We start from the raw sequence: 15,494 nt of genomic DNA, 5'->3' as shown, positions 1-15,494 counted from the left end.
GTCAGGCTTGGCCGTTCGAGATCGCAATCAGGTGCTTCAGCTTCGCCTTGGCCGCGCCGCTGTCGATCGACTTGATGCCGATCGCGACGCCCTCCTTGAGGTCCTTGGCGCGTCCGGCCACCACCAGCGCGGCGGCGGCGTTCATCAGCGCGACGTCGCGGTAGGCGCTCGGCTTGCCGTCGAGCACGCTCTGCAGGGCGATTGCATTGGCGTCGGCGTCACCGCCTTTCAGCGCGCCGGCCTCGCATCGCGGCAGGCCGGCGTCCTCCGGCGTCACCTCGAAATTGCGGATCTCGCCGTTGTGGAGCGCGGAGACGAAGGTCGGGCCGGTGAGGGTGATCTCGTCGAGGCCGTCGGAGCCGTGCACCACCCAGGCGGATTCAGAGCCGAGGTTCTTCAGCACCTGCGCCAGCGGCTGCACCCATTGCCGCGAGAACACGCCGACCATCTGCCGCTTCACGCCCGCCGGGTTGGACAGGGGGCCGAGCAGATTGAAGATCGTGCGTGTCGCGAGCTCGACCCGCGTCGGGCCGACATTCTTCATGGCCGGGTGATGAGCGGGCGCGAACATGAAGCCGATGCCGCATTCGCGCACGCAGTGGCCGACCTGCTCGGGCCTGAGGTCGATCTTCACCCCGAGCGAGGCCAGCACGTCGGCGGCGCCCGAGCGCGACGACAGCGCGCGGTTGCCGTGCTTGGCCACCGGCACGCCGGCGCCGGAGACGATGAAGGAGGCGCAGGTCGAGACGTTGACCGAGCCGGAGCCGTCGCCGCCGGTGCCGACGATGTCGACGGCTTCCGGCGGTGCCGTCACGCTCAGCATCTTGGAGCGCATCGCCGTAACGGCGCCGGTGATCTCGTCCACCGTTTCGCCGCGCACCCGCAGTGCCATCAACAGGCCGCCCATCTGCGAGGGCGTGGCTTCGCCCGACATCATGGCGTCGAAGGCGGAAGCCGCTTCCTCACGCGACAGGCTGGCGCCGGTCGCCACTTTTCCAATGATCGATTTCAGGTCGTCCATCGCGTGCTTTCAACTCACTGGTTCGCGCCGGTCACCTGCGCGAAGGCGGCCTGATTAATGGTGGTCCCGATGTCGGTTTCAAGCTTGTTGACGTAAGAGGCGACCTGCTCCTCGGTCTGGGCACGGTCGAGGCTTTCCTTCAGCTTCTTGATCGCGTCGGAGGCGGCGTCGACCGCGGGTTCGACGATGTCGGTGACGCGGAACACGATCACCTCGGTGCCGCCGGTCACCGGCGTCTGTCCGACGCCGTCCTTGGCGGTGCGGAAGGCGGCCGATACGACGGCTGCGGGCACGCCGGCGGGCGTATCGTCGCGCTTGAAGCCGGTTGCGGTCTCGACCTTGGCGCCGATCGCTGCGGCTTCATCGGCAAGCTTGCCGCCTGCTTCGAGCTTCTGCACCATCTCGGTCGCCTTGGCCTTGAGCTTGGTGGCGATCTGGTCCTGGCGCCAGCGCGCCTCGACCTGGTCGCGGACCTCGTCGAGATTGCGGTCGCGCGAAGGCGTGATGGCGAGCACGTCGTACCAGACATAGCCGCCCTTGAACGAGATCGAGTCGTTGTCGACGCCGACATCGGTGTTGAAGGCCTGCGACACCACGTCGAGGCCCTGCGGAATGTTGGCGACCGGCTGGCCGTTCGGGGCGCGGCCGGAGCGATCGACCGCGTCGATGGTCACGGCGGTGAGGCCGAGCTTCTGCGCAGCGTCGATCACGCTGGCGCCGCCGCCGCGCTCGTCTTCCATCTTGTCGCGGAGATCTGCGACCTTGACGCGCGCGCGTTCGGTGGCGATCTCGCGCTTGATGTCGCCGGCCAGGCTGGCGTAGTCCGCCTCCTTGCCCGGCTCGATCTTGTCGACCCTGACGATCGCGACGCCAAGCCCGCCCTGGATCGGCTGGCTGATCTCGCCGGCGGGAAGCGCGAAGGCGGCATCGCCGACGGCGGCAGCGAGCGAAGACTTGGTCACGAGGCCGAGGTCGACATCGGAGGCGCTCAGCCCGCGCTCCTTGCCGAGATCCTCGAACGACATTCCGCCGACGAGGCGCTCGCGTGCGGCCTGCGCGTCGGTCACGTTGGGAAACACGATCTGCTGGATCTGGCGCTTCTCCGGCGTGCCGAGCCGGTCCTTGCGCTGCTCGAACATCTTCTTGGCGTCCTCGTCGGAGACCTCGCTCCACTTGCCGATTTCTTCCGGCGAGACCACGACGAAGGAGATCTTGCGGTATTCGGGCGCGCGGAACTGAACCTTGTGATCCTCGAAATAGGCGGCGAGCGCCTCGGGCGAGGGCGCGTCGATCTGGCCGGCCTGGGCGGCGTCGAGCCTGACGAACTCGATGGCGCGCTGCTCGTTCTGGAAGCGCGTCAGCACGTCGATCATGGCTTTCGGCGGCTCGAGGCCGGCGCCGATCGTGCCGGTGATCTGCCGGCGGAGCGACACCTTGCGCTGCTCGGCGACGTAGCGCTGCTCGGTATAGCCGAAATTGCGGATCACGGCCTGGAACCGGTTCGCATCGAAGCTGCCGCCGACGCCCTTGAAGTTGGGGTCGTTCATGATGACCTGGCGGATCTGGTCGTCGGACTGGCCGAGCCCGAGCCGGCGCGCCTCTTCGTCGAGGGCGGCTTCCGCGATCGTCTGCTGCAGCACCTGGCGGTCGAGGCCGAAGGCACGCGCCTGGTCGGGCGTCAGCGGACGGCCGAACTGGCGGCTGATCTGTTGCAGGCGGTCCGTGTAGATCTGGCGGAACTCGTTCAGCGAAATCTCGGTGCTGCCGACCTTGGCCACCGTGGACTGCCCGAAGCCCTTGAAGATGTCGGCGATTCCCCAAATGCCGAAACTGACGATCAACACGCCCATCACCACGGCCATAATCGTCTTGCCGAGCCAGTTTGATGAGGCCTTGCGCATTCCTCGAAGCATTTGGTCCAACTTGTTTGAGCAGGAGGGGAACGGGAGCGCGTCTTAATGCAGATTCAGCAAAAGCGCGTCACCAAATTGATCAATCATCATAAAGTGGTGGCTTTCCCCCCGCAACCTCGGGTCCGGCGACCGTTTGCGGCTGCGGTTAAAAGCCTCTGGTCTCTGGAACTGCAGCAGGTCCTCTGCTAGCGCATGCACAAACCTCATTTTGCTGGAAATTGACATGACCGACGCCATCCGCCCCCTGATCGCCGGCAATTGGAAAATGAACGGCCTGAAAGCCCAGGCTGCCGAGTTCGACGCCATGCTCAATGGTGCGGCCGAGGTGACCGGCAAGGCCGATCTGCTGGTCTGCCCGCCTGCGACCCTGATTGCGGCCTTCGCCGACAAGGCGCGCGGCAAGAAAGTCGCGGTAGGCGCCCAGGATTGCCACCCCAAGGCCTCCGGTGCCCATACCGGCGATATCGCCGCCGAAATGCTGGCTGATGCCGGGGCGACCGCCGTCATCGTTGGCCATTCCGAGCGCCGCGCCGACCACGGCGAGGGCGACGCCCTGATCCGGCAGAAGGCCGAGGCCGTCTGGCGCGCCGGTGCGACGGCGATCGTCTGCATCGGCGAGACGCAAGGCCAGCGCGACGCCGGCCAGACCCTGGACATCCTGCGCGGGCAGCTCGCCGGCTCCCTGCCTGATGGCTCGACGGCCGCGAATCTCATCGTGGCCTATGAGCCGGTCTGGGCGATCGGCACCGGGCTCACCCCCACGGCCAAGGATGTCGAGCAGATTCATGGGTTTATCCGGGAGGTCCTGACCTCCAGGTTCAAGACCGACGGGGGGAAGATGCGCATCCTCTACGGCGGCTCGGTCAAGCCCTCGAATGCGGCCGAGCTGATGGCGGTCAAGAACGTCAACGGCGCCCTGGTCGGCGGCGCCAGCCTGAAGGCGGCCGATTTCCTTGCGATCGCCAAGGGCTGCCCCTAGCTAACCTCAAAGCGGCTGATCCGGTCCCGATCGGGGGTGGCAATGCCCCCTCTGATCGTGTAACACCGCGCAACTTCAGGAAAACCCGCGAAGCGCGATCGGCCGCCGTCAGGCGCCGCCCGCTTGTGACGGAAGGATACTATGCAGACCGTTGTCATCGTCATCCACCTCATGATCGTCGCCGTCATGATCGGCGCCGTCCTGCTCCAGAAGTCGGAAGGCGGCGGCCTCGGCATGGGCGGCGGCGCAGGCTTCATGTCGAGCCGCGGCACCGCGAACCTCTTGACGCGGACCACCGCGATCCTCGCCGCCGGCTTCTTCCTCACCAGCATGTTCCTGTCCTGGCATGCGGGCTACAGCCGCGCGCCGTCGTCGATCATCGGCACCCCGGCCTCGCAGGGCCAGCCGGCCGGCGGATCGCCGATCGCGCCGCCGACGTCGGGCGGCATCCTGGATTCGCTGAAGAAGGTCGACGAGCAGCAGCAGGCGCCGGCTCCGAGCGGCCCGCAGGTGCCTCGTTCGCAATAAAGCAGGGGGGCCATGCAGGGCGGTGGCTACCGTCCTGCATCAACAATCCCCATCAAGGCACTGGCACCACTCTTAGTTTTGGCTCACCCACAGGCCCGCAAAATCTTTGGGGCGGAATACGAATCGCTTTGGCGAATCGAATTCGAGGGATTAGAGGTTAAGTCCCATGGCGCGGTACATATTCATCACCGGCGGCGTGGTTTCTTCGCTCGGCAAGGGTCTGGCTTCAGCGGCACTCGGTGCGCTGTTGCAAGCCCGGGGCTACAAGGTCCGCCTCCGCAAGCTCGACCCCTATCTCAACCTCGATCCCGGAACGATGTCGCCGTATCAGCACGGCGAAGTGTTCGTGACCGATGACGGCGCGGAGACCGATCTCGATCTCGGTCACTACGAGCGCTTCACCGGCCGTCCTGCGACCAAGCAGGACAACATCACCACGGGGCGCATCTATCAGGACATCATCTCCAAGGAGCGCCGCGGCGATTATCTCGGCGCGACCATCCAGGTGGTTCCGCACGTCACCAACGCCATCAAGGAATTCGTCCTCTCCGGCAATGACGATTACGACTTCGTGCTGGTCGAGATCGGCGGCACCGTCGGCGACATCGAGGGCCTGCCGTTCTTCGAGGCGATCCGCCAACTCAAGAACGAGCTGCCGCGCGATCACGCCATCTACATCCACCTCACGCTGCTGCCGTACATTCCGAGCGCCGGTGAGTTGAAGACCAAGCCGACGCAGCACTCGGTGAAGGAGCTGCGTTCGATCGGCATTCAGCCGGACATCCTGCTCTGCCGCACCGACCGCGAGATTCCCAAGGAAGAGCGGCGCAAGCTGGGGCTGTTCTGCAACGTGCGTGAAAGCGCCGTGATCGAGGCGCGCGACGCCGACAGCATCTACGCCGTGCCCGAAGCCTATCACGCTGCAGGCCTCGACGATGAAGTGCTTGCCGCCTTCGGCATCGAATCGCGCATCCCGCCGGTGCTCCAGAGCTGGCACCAGATCAACGAGCGCATCCGCAATCCCGAGGGCGACGTCACCATCGCCATCGTCGGCAAATATACCGGCATGAAGGATGCGTATAAGTCGCTGATCGAGGCGCTCTCGCACGGCGGCATCGCCAACAAGGTCAAGGTCAACCTCGACTGGATCGAAAGCGAGATCTTCGAGAAGGAAGATCCCGCGCCGTTCCTCGAGCACGTTAACGGCATCCTGGTGCCTGGCGGATTCGGTCAGCGCGGTGCGGAAGGCAAGATCCGCGCGGCGCAGTTCGCGCGCGAACGCGACGTGCCGTATTTCGGCATCTGCTTCGGCATGCAGATGGCGGTGATCGAGGCGGCGCGAAATCTCGTCGGCATCGAGGACGCCAACTCCACCGAGTTCGGCCCGACCAAGGAGCCGCTGGTCGGCCTGATGACGGAGTGGCTGCGCGGCAACGAGCTCGAGAAGCGCTCGCAGGCCGGCGATCTCGGCGGCACGATGCGGCTTGGCGCCTATCCCGCCGCGCTCAACCGCGGCAGCCGCGTCTCACAGGTCTATGGCGGCGCGACCGAGATCTCCGAGCGCCACCGTCATCGCTACGAGGTCAACACCGCCTACAAGGACCGCCTCGAGCAGCATGGGCTGAAATTCTCAGGCTTGTCTCCGGACGGCGTGCTGCCTGAAATCGTCGAGTACGAGGATCATCCCTGGTTCATCGGCGTCCAGTTCCACCCCGAGCTGAAGTCGCGCCCGTTCGAGCCGCATCCGCTGTTCGCGTCGTTCATCGCGGCGGCAGCGAAGCAGAGCCGGCTCGTCTGATGGATCAGCGCGCGGCGGAGTAGTCGCGTGCATGATGAATCGGCGCCAACGCGACCCGCGCTGATGGTTCGGGCGCAAGGGATCCAGTGATCAGCTTCATCTGCGGCCGCCGCGTCAGCCTGTAGACCGCGGCGGGCGGCACGTTCAGCAGGGCGCGATCCACCAGCTTTGCGCGCAGGCCGAGCCGGTCGAGCACCGGCCGTGGCACCGGGCAGCTCATGCCATAGGTGAACTGGTAGAAGGCGCCGCCGGGGCGGACATAGCTGAACGCGCCGCTGAGGATCGAGATGACCTTGCGCCTCGACATGTTGAGCAGCGGCAGGCCGCTCACGACCGCGCCGACGGGGGCGCCGTCGTAGAGGCGCTCGGTCGCGAGCCGGCCTGCGTCCATCCACAGCACGCGCGACCCGGGAAAGCGCATCTGCAGGACTTTCATGAAGTCGGAGCCGTATTCGATCAGCGTGAGGTCCTGCGGCCGCACGCCGCGTTTGAGCAGCTTGTAGGTGAACGCGCCGGTGCCGGGACCGAGCTCGAGAATCGGTCCCGTCGTTGCACTGATCTCGCGCGTGATGAGATCGGCGAGCGCCGCACCCGATGGTGCGATCGCGCCGACCCGACGCGGGGACGACATCCAGGACAGGAAAAAGGAAAGGAAATCGTTGGGCATGCGCACTCCGGCAACTTGAGTTTGCACCTCGATGGAGGTGCGACGCATGCAATGTCGCGGGAGCGCATTGCGACAGCATTGCGCTGTCGGACGTGAATACGATTGAATCAGCTTTGCCGCACCTCCAGCAGCGTCATCCGGAAACAGGCGCCGCCGTCCGGCCCGTCCGCCACCGAGACGTGGCCGCCATGCAGCTGCACGATCTCCCGCACCATGTTGAGGCCGAGGCCGGCACCGCGATCGAGCGGTGTGAGCCGATAGAACGGCTCGAAGATCTGCTCGCGCTGATCGGGAGGAATGCCGGCCCCTTCATCCGTGACCTCGATGCTCGCGGGCTTGCTGACGCGAATCCCGATCGTGCCGCGACGCGGGCCGTGCTGGATCGCATTCTGCACGAGGTTGGTCAGCGCGCGCTCGAGCGCGGCCGCATCGCCGATCGTCTCAACGGGGTTCGCCGGCGCATCGAGGGCAAGCTCATAGCCAGCTGCGATCGCCAGGGGAGCGAGATCGGCGGCGACACTTTGTGCAACGGCGGCGAGATTGACGCGCGTGAACGGATGGCCGCAGCGGTCGAGCCTCTGGATGTCGAGCAATTGCTCGGCAAGCGTCGCCAGCCGCGCGGCATCCTCCAGCAGGCGGGCCTTGTCCGGCCCGGGACTAAGCGACTCCAGGCGCGTGTTCAGGATCGCGATCGGCGTGCGCAGCTCGTGCGCGGCATCCGCAACGAAGCGCTTGTGGCGGGCATAGCCCTGGTCGAGCCGCGCCAGTGCATCGTTGATCGCGGTCACCAGCGGCATGACCTCCAGCGGAATACGTTCCACCGGCAGCCGCGCGCCGCGCTGGTGGATATCGATGCGCCGGGCCTCGTCCGCCGCGGTATCGAGCCCCCTGAATGCGCGCCGCACGATCATCGGCGTCGCGATGAACGTCGCCGTTCCCATCAGCAGCAGGCCGGGCAGGGCGATGCCGAGGAACGCAAGGGATGTCATGAACAGCGCCTTGGCGCCGGTCAGACGCCCTTGTGTCGCCGTGATGACCTGCAAATTGCCCGCATCGGTGTCGACCCGCTTCAGCCGCGCCGCCGGCTGGCGCGGATCGTCCTGGAACATCTGCCAGCCAAGCCGCGCCTGGCTGATCTGGTCGAGGCCGCTGCCGATCGCGGCGAATTCGGCTGGCACGTCGCCTTCGCTCAGCGAGTGGCCCCGCCGGTCCCGCACGAGGAACCAGAGGTCTGGCGTCTCGCTGCGCAACAACCGCAGCTCGGGCGTCGGCCGCAAGGTCAGTCCGCCTTGTGCATCGCGCGTAAGCGCGCGCTGGACGACATCGATGACGCGGTCCTCGTCGCGCTCGGCCAGCACGAAGCCGGAGGCGCAAAGCCCGGCGAGGACGACGGCAACCAGCGCAACGAGGATCGCGGCCTGAAGCGAGAGGAGGCGCCAGCTCAAGCGCGAGCGCAGGCAATAGGGATCGTCGTGCGTGCTCATGGCGCTCATGGCATTTTCTTCAGGAGATAGCCGACGCCGCGAATGCCGTGGATCTCGATGCCTGCGTCGGCGTCCGCGAGTTTTCGCCTGAGACGCGAGACATGCGTGTCGAGCGCGTTGGACTGGATCTCGTCGTCGAAATTGTAGACCGCCTCTTCCAGCGCCGAGCGCAGCACGGTCCGGCCCAGGCGGCGGACCAATTTTTCGAGCACCAGCAGCTCGCGGCGGGGCAGCTCGAACGGGGTGCCGTCGATGCTGGCCTCGCGATGACCGAGGTCGAAGGCAAGCCGTCCGGCGCGGATGACGTCAGGAGAGAGGCCGGCGGGCCGCCGCAGCACGGCGCGCAGCCGCGCCAGCAACTCCTCGACCGCAAACGGTTTTGCCAGATAGTCGTCGGCGCCGCCGTCGAGCCCTGCGATGCGATCGGCGAGCTCGCCGCGGGCAGTCAGGACAATGATCGGCACACCGTCGGCGCGCGCGCGGAGCTTTGGGATCAAAGCGAGGCCATCGCCGTCGGGAAGCTGGCGGTCGAGCAGGACGGCGGCATGGACGTCGGCCGAAATGGCTTCCTCCGCCTCGGCCAGCGTCGGAGCATGGTCCACCACCATGTCGTAGCGCTTCAGCGCCGAGGCCAGCGCGCAGGCCATTTCCGCTTCATCCTCGACCAGCAAAATCCGCATGTGACAGGCCCCGAACCGCAACTGCGCCTTTCTAGCGGCCCGATCATTGCGGCAGCATTGCGGGATCTGGCAGTGCCGGAGCTCAAGCCATGCGCAGAACGCCACATGGGGCGGCCGGGCGGGCTCAAGACACCGTCGGGGCCGGCCGCTATAACCGCCGGACCTGTTCAGGGAGGAACATGAATGATCTACGAAATGCGCGTCTATCGCTGTGTCCCCGGCCGGCTGCCGGCGCTGTTGAAGCGGTTCGAGACCGCAACGCTGAAGATCTGGGAGAAGCACGGCATCAAGCAGGCCGGGTTCTTCACGACCGTGATCGGTGAATCCAATCAGGATCTGACCTATTTCCTCGCCTGGGAGTCGCTCGCCGAGCGCGAGACGAAGTGGGGCAAGTTCATCGCCGATCCGGACTGGATGAAAGCTCGTGCCGAGAGCGAAGCCGACGGCCAGATCGTCGCCAACATCGACAGCCAGATCCTGGCGCCGACGGCCTTCTCCGCGGTGAAGTGAGCGCCGGCCGGCGCTGCGCAGCCGCAATGGGAGCCCCGGCGCAACCCTGATATTCTGACCGTCCGGGCCGAATAGGGTTGATCCGACCCTCATCGCGGCTATGGTCGCGCCGAAACGAGGGATTTGCCTTGAGCTCTTCGCATTCAGCGGCGCCGGTCGTCACCATCGGAAAGGTCAAGTTCGGCAATGATCTGCCGATCTCGATCATTGCAGGACCCTGTCAGCTCGAAAGCCGTCAGCATGCGCTGGAGGTCGCCTCCGCGCTGAAGGAGATCGCGGCGCGGCTGAGCATCGGCCTCGTCTACAAGACCTCTTTCGACAAGGCCAACCGCACCAGCGCGTCGGCGGCGCGCGGCCTTGGGCTGGCGCAGTCGCTGCCGATCTTCGCCGAAATCCGCTCCTCGCTCGGCCTGCCTGTCCTGACCGACGTGCACGAGGCCACGCAATGCGCCGAGGTGGCGCAGGCCGTGGACATCCTCCAGATCCCCGCTTTCCTCTGTCGGCAGACCGATCTGTTGCTGGCTGCCGCCGCGACCGGCAAGGTCGTCAACGTCAAGAAGGGGCAATTCCTCGCGCCGTGGGACATGGCGAATGTCGTCACGAAGATCACCAGCGCGGATAATCCCAACGTGCTCGTCACCGAGCGCGGCGCTTCCTTCGGCTACAACACGCTGGTCTCCGACATGCGCGCGCTGCCGATCCTGGCGCGCACCACCGGCGCGCCGGTGATCTTCGACGCCACCCATTCGGTGCAGCAGCCGGGCGGGAAGGGGACCTCCTCGGGCGGCGAGCGCGAATTCGTGCCGGTGCTGGCGCGCGCGGCCGTGGCGGTCGGCGTCGCCGGCGTCTTCATCGAGACCCATGCCGATCCTGATCGCGCGCCCTCCGACGGCCCCAACATGGTGCCGCTGCGCGAGTTCGAGGCGCTGATCGCCAGGCTGATGGCGTTCGACGCGCTGGCAAAGAACCCGCGCTGATGCAGCAAGGCGAGGCGCGGCCGCACGATCAGGGCCTGCCGGCCGCCCTCTACGTCATATCAGGTGCGAGCTTCGCCGCGGCGCTTTCGGCGCGCGCACTCGATCCGGTGCTGCCGCATGTCGCCGAGGATTTTGGCGTCAGCATTGCCACCGCCGCGGGCTTTGCCGCGGTGTTCGCCTTCACCTTCTCGATCATCCAGCCCATTGTCGGCGCCGCCGCCGATCTGTTCGGCAAGACGCGGCTGATGATCGGCTGCCTCGCGCTGCTCGGCCTTGCCAACATCCTGGGCGCGCTCTCGTCCTCGTTCTCGGTTCTGTTTGCGACCCGCATCCTCGCCGGCATCGGCTCCGGCGGCGTGTTTCCGGTGGCGCTCAGCCTGACCAGCGATCTCGTCGGGCCCGAGAAACGTCAGGTCGCGATCAGCCGCACGCTTGCCGGCGCCATGACCGGCAATCTGCTCGGTGCCTCGGCCTCCGGCCTGATCGGCGATTTCCTCGGCTGGCGCGGCGTGCTCGCGGTGCTCGGCGCGCTTGTGATCGTGGCGTCGATCGCGGTTGCCGCCGGCTTTCGCGGCGCCAAGGTCAAGCACCCGCCGAAGACGAGCCTGTCGGCGCTGAAGGCCGGCTATCGCACCATCTTTACCAATCCGAATGCCTATGTCTGCTATTCGGCGGTGTTCATCGAAGGCTGCTGTGTGCTCGGCCTGTTTCCCTACATCGCCTCGTTTCTGTTCGAGCTGGGGCAGACCTCGCTGTCGATCGCCGGCATGGTCATCGCCGGCTTTGCGGTCGGCGGCCTGTTCTACACGCTGACGGTGTCGCGTCTGCTGCCGTGGCTCGGCGTCAAGGGCATGATGATCGCAGGCATGACGCTGGTCGCCTCGCAACTCGTCGCCGTCGCGTTCGGTCCGCGCTGGGAAGTGCAGGCGCTGAATCTCATCGTGATGGGATGGGGCTTCTACATCGCCCATGGCTGTCTTCAGGTCTTCGCCAGCGAGCTCTCGGTCGAGGCGCGCGCCACCGCGCTGTCGCTGCATTCGTTCTTTTTCTTCATGGGGCAGACGGTGGGACCGCTCGCCTATGGCTTTGGGCTCCAGCATGCCGGCAAGATGCCGACCCTGTTCGCGAGCGCCGCGATCATGGTCGTGCTGGGCTTCGTCTGCGCTCAATTGCTCAAGGCGCGGGCACCGTCCGACGCGCGCTGACCTGCATTCGGTGACCTAAGCGGCCTCGGCGCCCATCGCGACACACACGCCAAAGTCGATCTGCTGAGCGCGTATTCCAGTGCGATATCGTCGGGTGCCTGGTAAATATGCAACCTTCTGTTGCCTTACAATCACACCGTAGTGGAAATCGCCGACTCATCCGCCGACGAAACCGATCATCAGTGGCTCGCTGGCGGCGAAGCAGCTAGATTTTTCTCGTTTGAAGAATATCTGGCGATTGAGGGCAGCGTAGGGCCCCAGCGGAATTTTTGATGATCCGGGCGGACGGGGTTGGGCCCACGCGCGTGGCGCTGTTCAGCAGGGCTTTTCTGGCCGGCACAGCTCTTGCGGCGGTTGTATTGCTGCCGTCCTTGGCGCGAGCGCAGGTCTGGCAGGACGGCGGCGTCGCCAACGGCAATTACAGCGAGCCAACCAATTGGTCGACTAACACCGTCCCCGACACCGCAGGCGAAACCGCGACCTTTTCCGCCACGGGCACGACGGCCGTCACCGTCACCCTTGGCCCCATCTCACCCCAGTCCTGGATTTTCGACGCTACGTCCCAGGGCTACGCGATAAGCGGTCAGGCAGTGAATTTTGTCACCGGCATCACCAACAATGCCGTCGGCGTCGGCACTTTCATCTCGATCAGCAACAACATGACGGGCGCCACGATCTCGCAGGCAGGGTCCAGCAGGTTGACGCTGTCCGGCACCAACTCGTTCACCACCACGAGCGTTACTGCCGGGACCTTCGTCAACACCGGCACCCTGACGACGTCGCTGACCGTCAGTGCGATCGCGAGCAATCAAGGTACCCTGATCGGCGACATTACCACCACCACCGGTTTCTCCAATGTCCCAGGCGGCATCATCTCTGCGACGACCATTGCCAACAACGGTGGCATCTTCTTCAACAATGGCTCGATCACGACGACCGGCGGCACGACCAATGCCGCGGGCGCCACTTTCAACACGACGGGCACGGTCAACGGCGGGCTGACGAATTCGGGCACGGCCAACGCGAGGGGCGTGTTCAATGACGGCATCACCAATCAAGGCAGCGGCTCCTTCGCGCTGATCAACGATCTCACCACCAACGGTGCGGTGACCAACAACGCGACGTCGAGCCTGGCCGTGCAGTTCGGCAGCTTCACCGGCATCACGACGCTCACGAACAATTCGACCTCGGCCACCGCGGTCCAGGTCTCGGCTGGCCGGACGCTGAGCGCGACCAGCATCATCAACAACGCCGGCACGTTCACCAACGGCGGTACGGTGACGACAACTGCCGGGACGACGAACGCAGCCGGCGGCACCTTCACGACAACTGGAACGGTCAATGGCGGACTGACGAATTCCGGCACGGCGAACGCAGCCGGCACGCTCAACGGCAACGTCGACCATCAAAGCGGTACCTTCACGGTGACCGGTGCGCTCACCGTCAACGGTACCCTTACCACCGGCGCGGCATCCGACCTCATCGTTTCCGGCGGCGATCTCAATGTCACCACGCTGATCAATCAGTCCAACGCGATGGTTCACGCGGTCTGGATCGACGCCGGGCGTACCGTCAATGCCACCACCTTCACGAACTCCGGGGGCCAAGTCAGCGTTTCTGGAGTGCTGAACGCCACCAATACCATCTTGAACGACGGCAAGATGATCATCGACGCCACCGGCACGGTGAATGCGTCGATCAACAGCATCTCCGAATACATCGCGCTCAACGGAACGATCAACGGGAACGTCACGATCTCGGCCCCTAGCCAGTTGAACTCGGGAGGCGGCAGCGTGTCGGGACGCGTGACCCTCGCCACCGCCGGCGCGATCGCCGACGTTGCCGGTGTCGGCGCGAGCTTTGGATCGGTAGCCGGCGTGGCGGGCAGCGTGCTCGATACCGGTGCCTTCACCATGACGGTGGGCGGCGACAATTCATCCTCGACCTTCGCGGGGTCCTTGACCGGGAGTGGCTCCTTCGTGAAGACGGGCTCCGGCATCATGAGCCTGACGGGCGACGGCAGCGCCTATACGGGCACGACCACGGTCAACGGTGGCACGCTCGTTGTCGATGGCTCGATGGCGTCATCGAGCCTCACCACGGTGAACGCGACTGCAGCGCTGGCCGGCATCGGCACGGTGGGGGCGCTCCAGGTCGCCGCGGGTGGCATTTTTTCGCCGGGTGGTGCGGGCGGGCCGGGAACGTCCATGACGGCGGCAAGCCTCGCGATGCAATCAGGGGCCCTGTTCAGTGTTTTCGTCGATCCCGTAACCTCCAGCTTTGCCAATGTGACGGGAAGCGCAACACTTGGCGGCGCCACCGTCGGTGCGCATTTTGTCGCTGGCTCTTACGTCGCCAAGCAGTACACGATCCTGAATGCGGGCAGCATCAGCGGCCATTTCGATCCCATCGTGGCGAACACCGGCCTGCCGTCGGGCTTCCACACGACGCTGAGCTATGACACCACCCATGCTTATCTGAATCTTGCGCTGAACTTCGCGCCGCCGTCCGGCAGCCTCAATGGCAACCAACAGAGCGTCGGCAACGCCATCATCAACTATTTCAACAGCAACGGCACGATCCCGATGGCGTTCGGTGGCCTCACGCCGGTCGGTCTGACCCAGCTCTCTGGCGAGGTCGGCAGCGCCTCGCAGCAGACCACGTTCAACGCGATGAACCAGTTCATGGGCGTGATGACGGATCCGTTCGTGGCCGGCCGTGGCGATCCCGTCGGCGCCGGCGGCGCGCCGAATGCCTTTGCCGAGGAGAGCATGACTTATGCCGCGAAGGGCGTGAGCCGCTCGAAGGGCGAGCGCGACGCCTATGCCGCGATCTACGCCAAGGCACCGCCAATCGTGCCAGGGTTCGAGCAGCGCTGGAGCGTCTGGGCGGCGGGGTTCGGCGGAGCGCAGCAAACCGACGGGAACACCACCATCGGTTCGAACACCACCACAAGCAACCTCTACGGCACCGCGGTCGGCGCGGATTATCGCATCTCCCGCGATACGCTGGTCGGTTTCGCGCTCGCCGGCGGCGGCACCAACTTCACCGTGACCAATGCGCTCGGCGGCGGCCGCTCCGACCTGTTCCAGGCTGGCGCGTTCTTCCGGCACATCGTCGGGCCCGCCTATATCACCGGCGCGCTGGCCTATGGCTGGCAGGACATCACGACCGATCGCACGCTGACGGTTGCTGGCGTCGATCGCTTGCGCGCCGAGTTCAACGCCAACGCCTATTCCGGCCGGCTCGAGGGCGGCTACCGCATCGTCACGCAGGGCGTCGGCTTCACGCCCTATGCCGCGGCCCAGTTCACCACCTTCGACCTGCCGGCTTACGCCGAGCAGGCCATCGTCGGCAGCAACCAGTTTGCGCTGGCCTACAATTCGAAGAGCGTCACCGACACCCGCACTGAGCTCGGCCTGCGCACGGACAAGGCCTTCGCGCAGGCAGATGGCATTGTCACGCTACGCGGCCGCATCGCCTGGGCGCATGATTTCAATCCTGACCGCGCTATCGGGGCCACGTTCCAAACTCTGCCCGGCGCGAGCTTCATCGTAAACGGCGCGCCAATGGCCTCGGCCTCCGCGCTGGTGACGGGATCGGTCGAGAAGAAATGGCTGAACGGCTGGTCGGCCGCTGGCACGTTCGAGGGCGAATTCTCGGGCGTCACGCGCTCTTACGCAGGCAAGGGCGTCGTGCGGTACGCGTGGTGATCGCAGGCGCGGGACGCGC

At 65.7% G+C, this 15,494-nt stretch carries 12 protein-coding genes; 7 read left to right on the top strand and 5 right to left on the bottom strand.

Annotated features, from left to right (window positions below):
* Position 1 precedes the first annotated feature (1 nt).
* Both trpD and GGD62_RS05085 read right to left on the bottom strand, forming a co-directional pair.
* On the bottom strand, positions 2 to 1,021 hold the full coding sequence (gene trpD, locus GGD62_RS05090) for an anthranilate phosphoribosyltransferase (RefSeq protein ID WP_092256981.1): 1,020 nt from the start codon (positions 1,019 to 1,021) through the stop codon (positions 2 to 4).
* Positions 1,022 to 1,035: 14 nt separating this feature from the next.
* Positions 1,036 to 2,934 (bottom strand): SurA N-terminal domain-containing protein, encoded by a 1,899-nt coding sequence (locus GGD62_RS05085; protein ID WP_183707371.1) that lies wholly within the window; start codon positions 2,932 to 2,934, stop codon positions 1,036 to 1,038.
* 223 nt (positions 2,935 to 3,157) lie between these two features.
* Here GGD62_RS05085 and tpiA point away from each other — a divergent pair, with 223 nt between their 5' ends.
* From tpiA to GGD62_RS05070, 3 genes are all read left to right on the top strand, one after another.
* Complete coding sequence (tpiA, locus tag GGD62_RS05080; protein ID WP_018320273.1) at positions 3,158 to 3,913, top strand: triose-phosphate isomerase; 756 nt, start codon at positions 3,158 to 3,160, stop codon at positions 3,911 to 3,913.
* Positions 3,914 to 4,054: 141 nt separating this feature from the next.
* The gene (gene secG, locus GGD62_RS05075; RefSeq protein WP_183234376.1) at positions 4,055 to 4,441 is read left to right on the top strand and encodes a preprotein translocase subunit SecG; all 387 of its coding nucleotides are present in this window, start codon (positions 4,055 to 4,057) and stop codon (positions 4,439 to 4,441) included.
* A gap of 166 nt (positions 4,442 to 4,607) precedes the next feature.
* Positions 4,608 to 6,239 carry a CTP synthase gene (locus GGD62_RS05070; protein ID WP_183234375.1) on the top strand — a complete coding sequence of 544 codons (1,632 nt, stop codon included), beginning with the start codon at positions 4,608 to 4,610 and terminating at the stop codon, positions 6,237 to 6,239.
* A gap of 4 nt (positions 6,240 to 6,243) precedes the next feature.
* Here the strand turns inward: GGD62_RS05070 and GGD62_RS05065 are convergent, their stop codons facing one another.
* The 3 genes from GGD62_RS05065 to GGD62_RS05055 form a co-directional block, all read right to left on the bottom strand.
* Positions 6,244 to 6,906, bottom strand: coding sequence for a class I SAM-dependent methyltransferase (locus GGD62_RS05065; protein ID WP_179736460.1), 663 nt, complete (start codon positions 6,904 to 6,906; stop codon positions 6,244 to 6,246).
* A gap of 107 nt (positions 6,907 to 7,013) precedes the next feature.
* On the bottom strand, positions 7,014 to 8,390 hold the full coding sequence (locus GGD62_RS05060; RefSeq protein WP_183707614.1) for a HAMP domain-containing sensor histidine kinase: 1,377 nt from the start codon (positions 8,388 to 8,390) through the stop codon (positions 7,014 to 7,016).
* Positions 8,391 to 8,395: 5 nt separating this feature from the next.
* On the bottom strand, positions 8,396 to 9,070 hold the full coding sequence (locus GGD62_RS05055) for a response regulator transcription factor (RefSeq protein ID WP_179736462.1): 675 nt from the start codon (positions 9,068 to 9,070) through the stop codon (positions 8,396 to 8,398).
* 183 nt (positions 9,071 to 9,253) lie between these two features.
* On the opposite strand from GGD62_RS05055, the gene GGD62_RS05050 reads away from it, so the two are divergent.
* The 4 genes from GGD62_RS05050 (at position 9,254) to GGD62_RS40725 (ending at position 15,475) form a co-directional block, all read left to right on the top strand.
* Positions 9,254 to 9,580: an NIPSNAP family protein gene (locus GGD62_RS05050; RefSeq protein ID WP_179736464.1), complete on the top strand. Its 327-nt coding sequence runs from the start codon at positions 9,254 to 9,256 to the stop codon at positions 9,578 to 9,580.
* A 128-nt stretch (positions 9,581 to 9,708) separates the two neighbouring features.
* A complete protein-coding gene (gene kdsA, locus GGD62_RS05045; protein WP_183707369.1) occupies positions 9,709 to 10,557 on the top strand; it encodes a 3-deoxy-8-phosphooctulonate synthase in 849 nt (282 codons plus the stop codon).
* Positions 10,557 to 11,762 (top strand): MFS transporter, encoded by a 1,206-nt coding sequence (locus GGD62_RS05040; RefSeq protein WP_183707367.1) that lies wholly within the window; start codon positions 10,557 to 10,559, stop codon positions 11,760 to 11,762. The genes kdsA and GGD62_RS05040 overlap by 1 nt, the downstream gene beginning before the upstream one ends.
* A gap of 272 nt (positions 11,763 to 12,034) precedes the next feature.
* Positions 12,035 to 15,475: an autotransporter domain-containing protein gene (locus tag GGD62_RS40725; RefSeq protein ID WP_246783184.1), complete on the top strand. Its 3,441-nt coding sequence runs from the start codon at positions 12,035 to 12,037 to the stop codon at positions 15,473 to 15,475.
* The last annotated feature ends 19 nt before the right edge of the window (positions 15,476 to 15,494 follow it).

Origin of the sequence: Bradyrhizobium sp. ERR14 (assembly GCF_014198235.1) — a bacterium.
Lineage (GTDB): Bacteria > Pseudomonadota > Alphaproteobacteria > Rhizobiales > Xanthobacteraceae > Bradyrhizobium.
The sequence above is the reverse complement of the archived record's forward strand: the minus strand, read 5'-3'. Positions and strand labels throughout refer to the sequence as shown.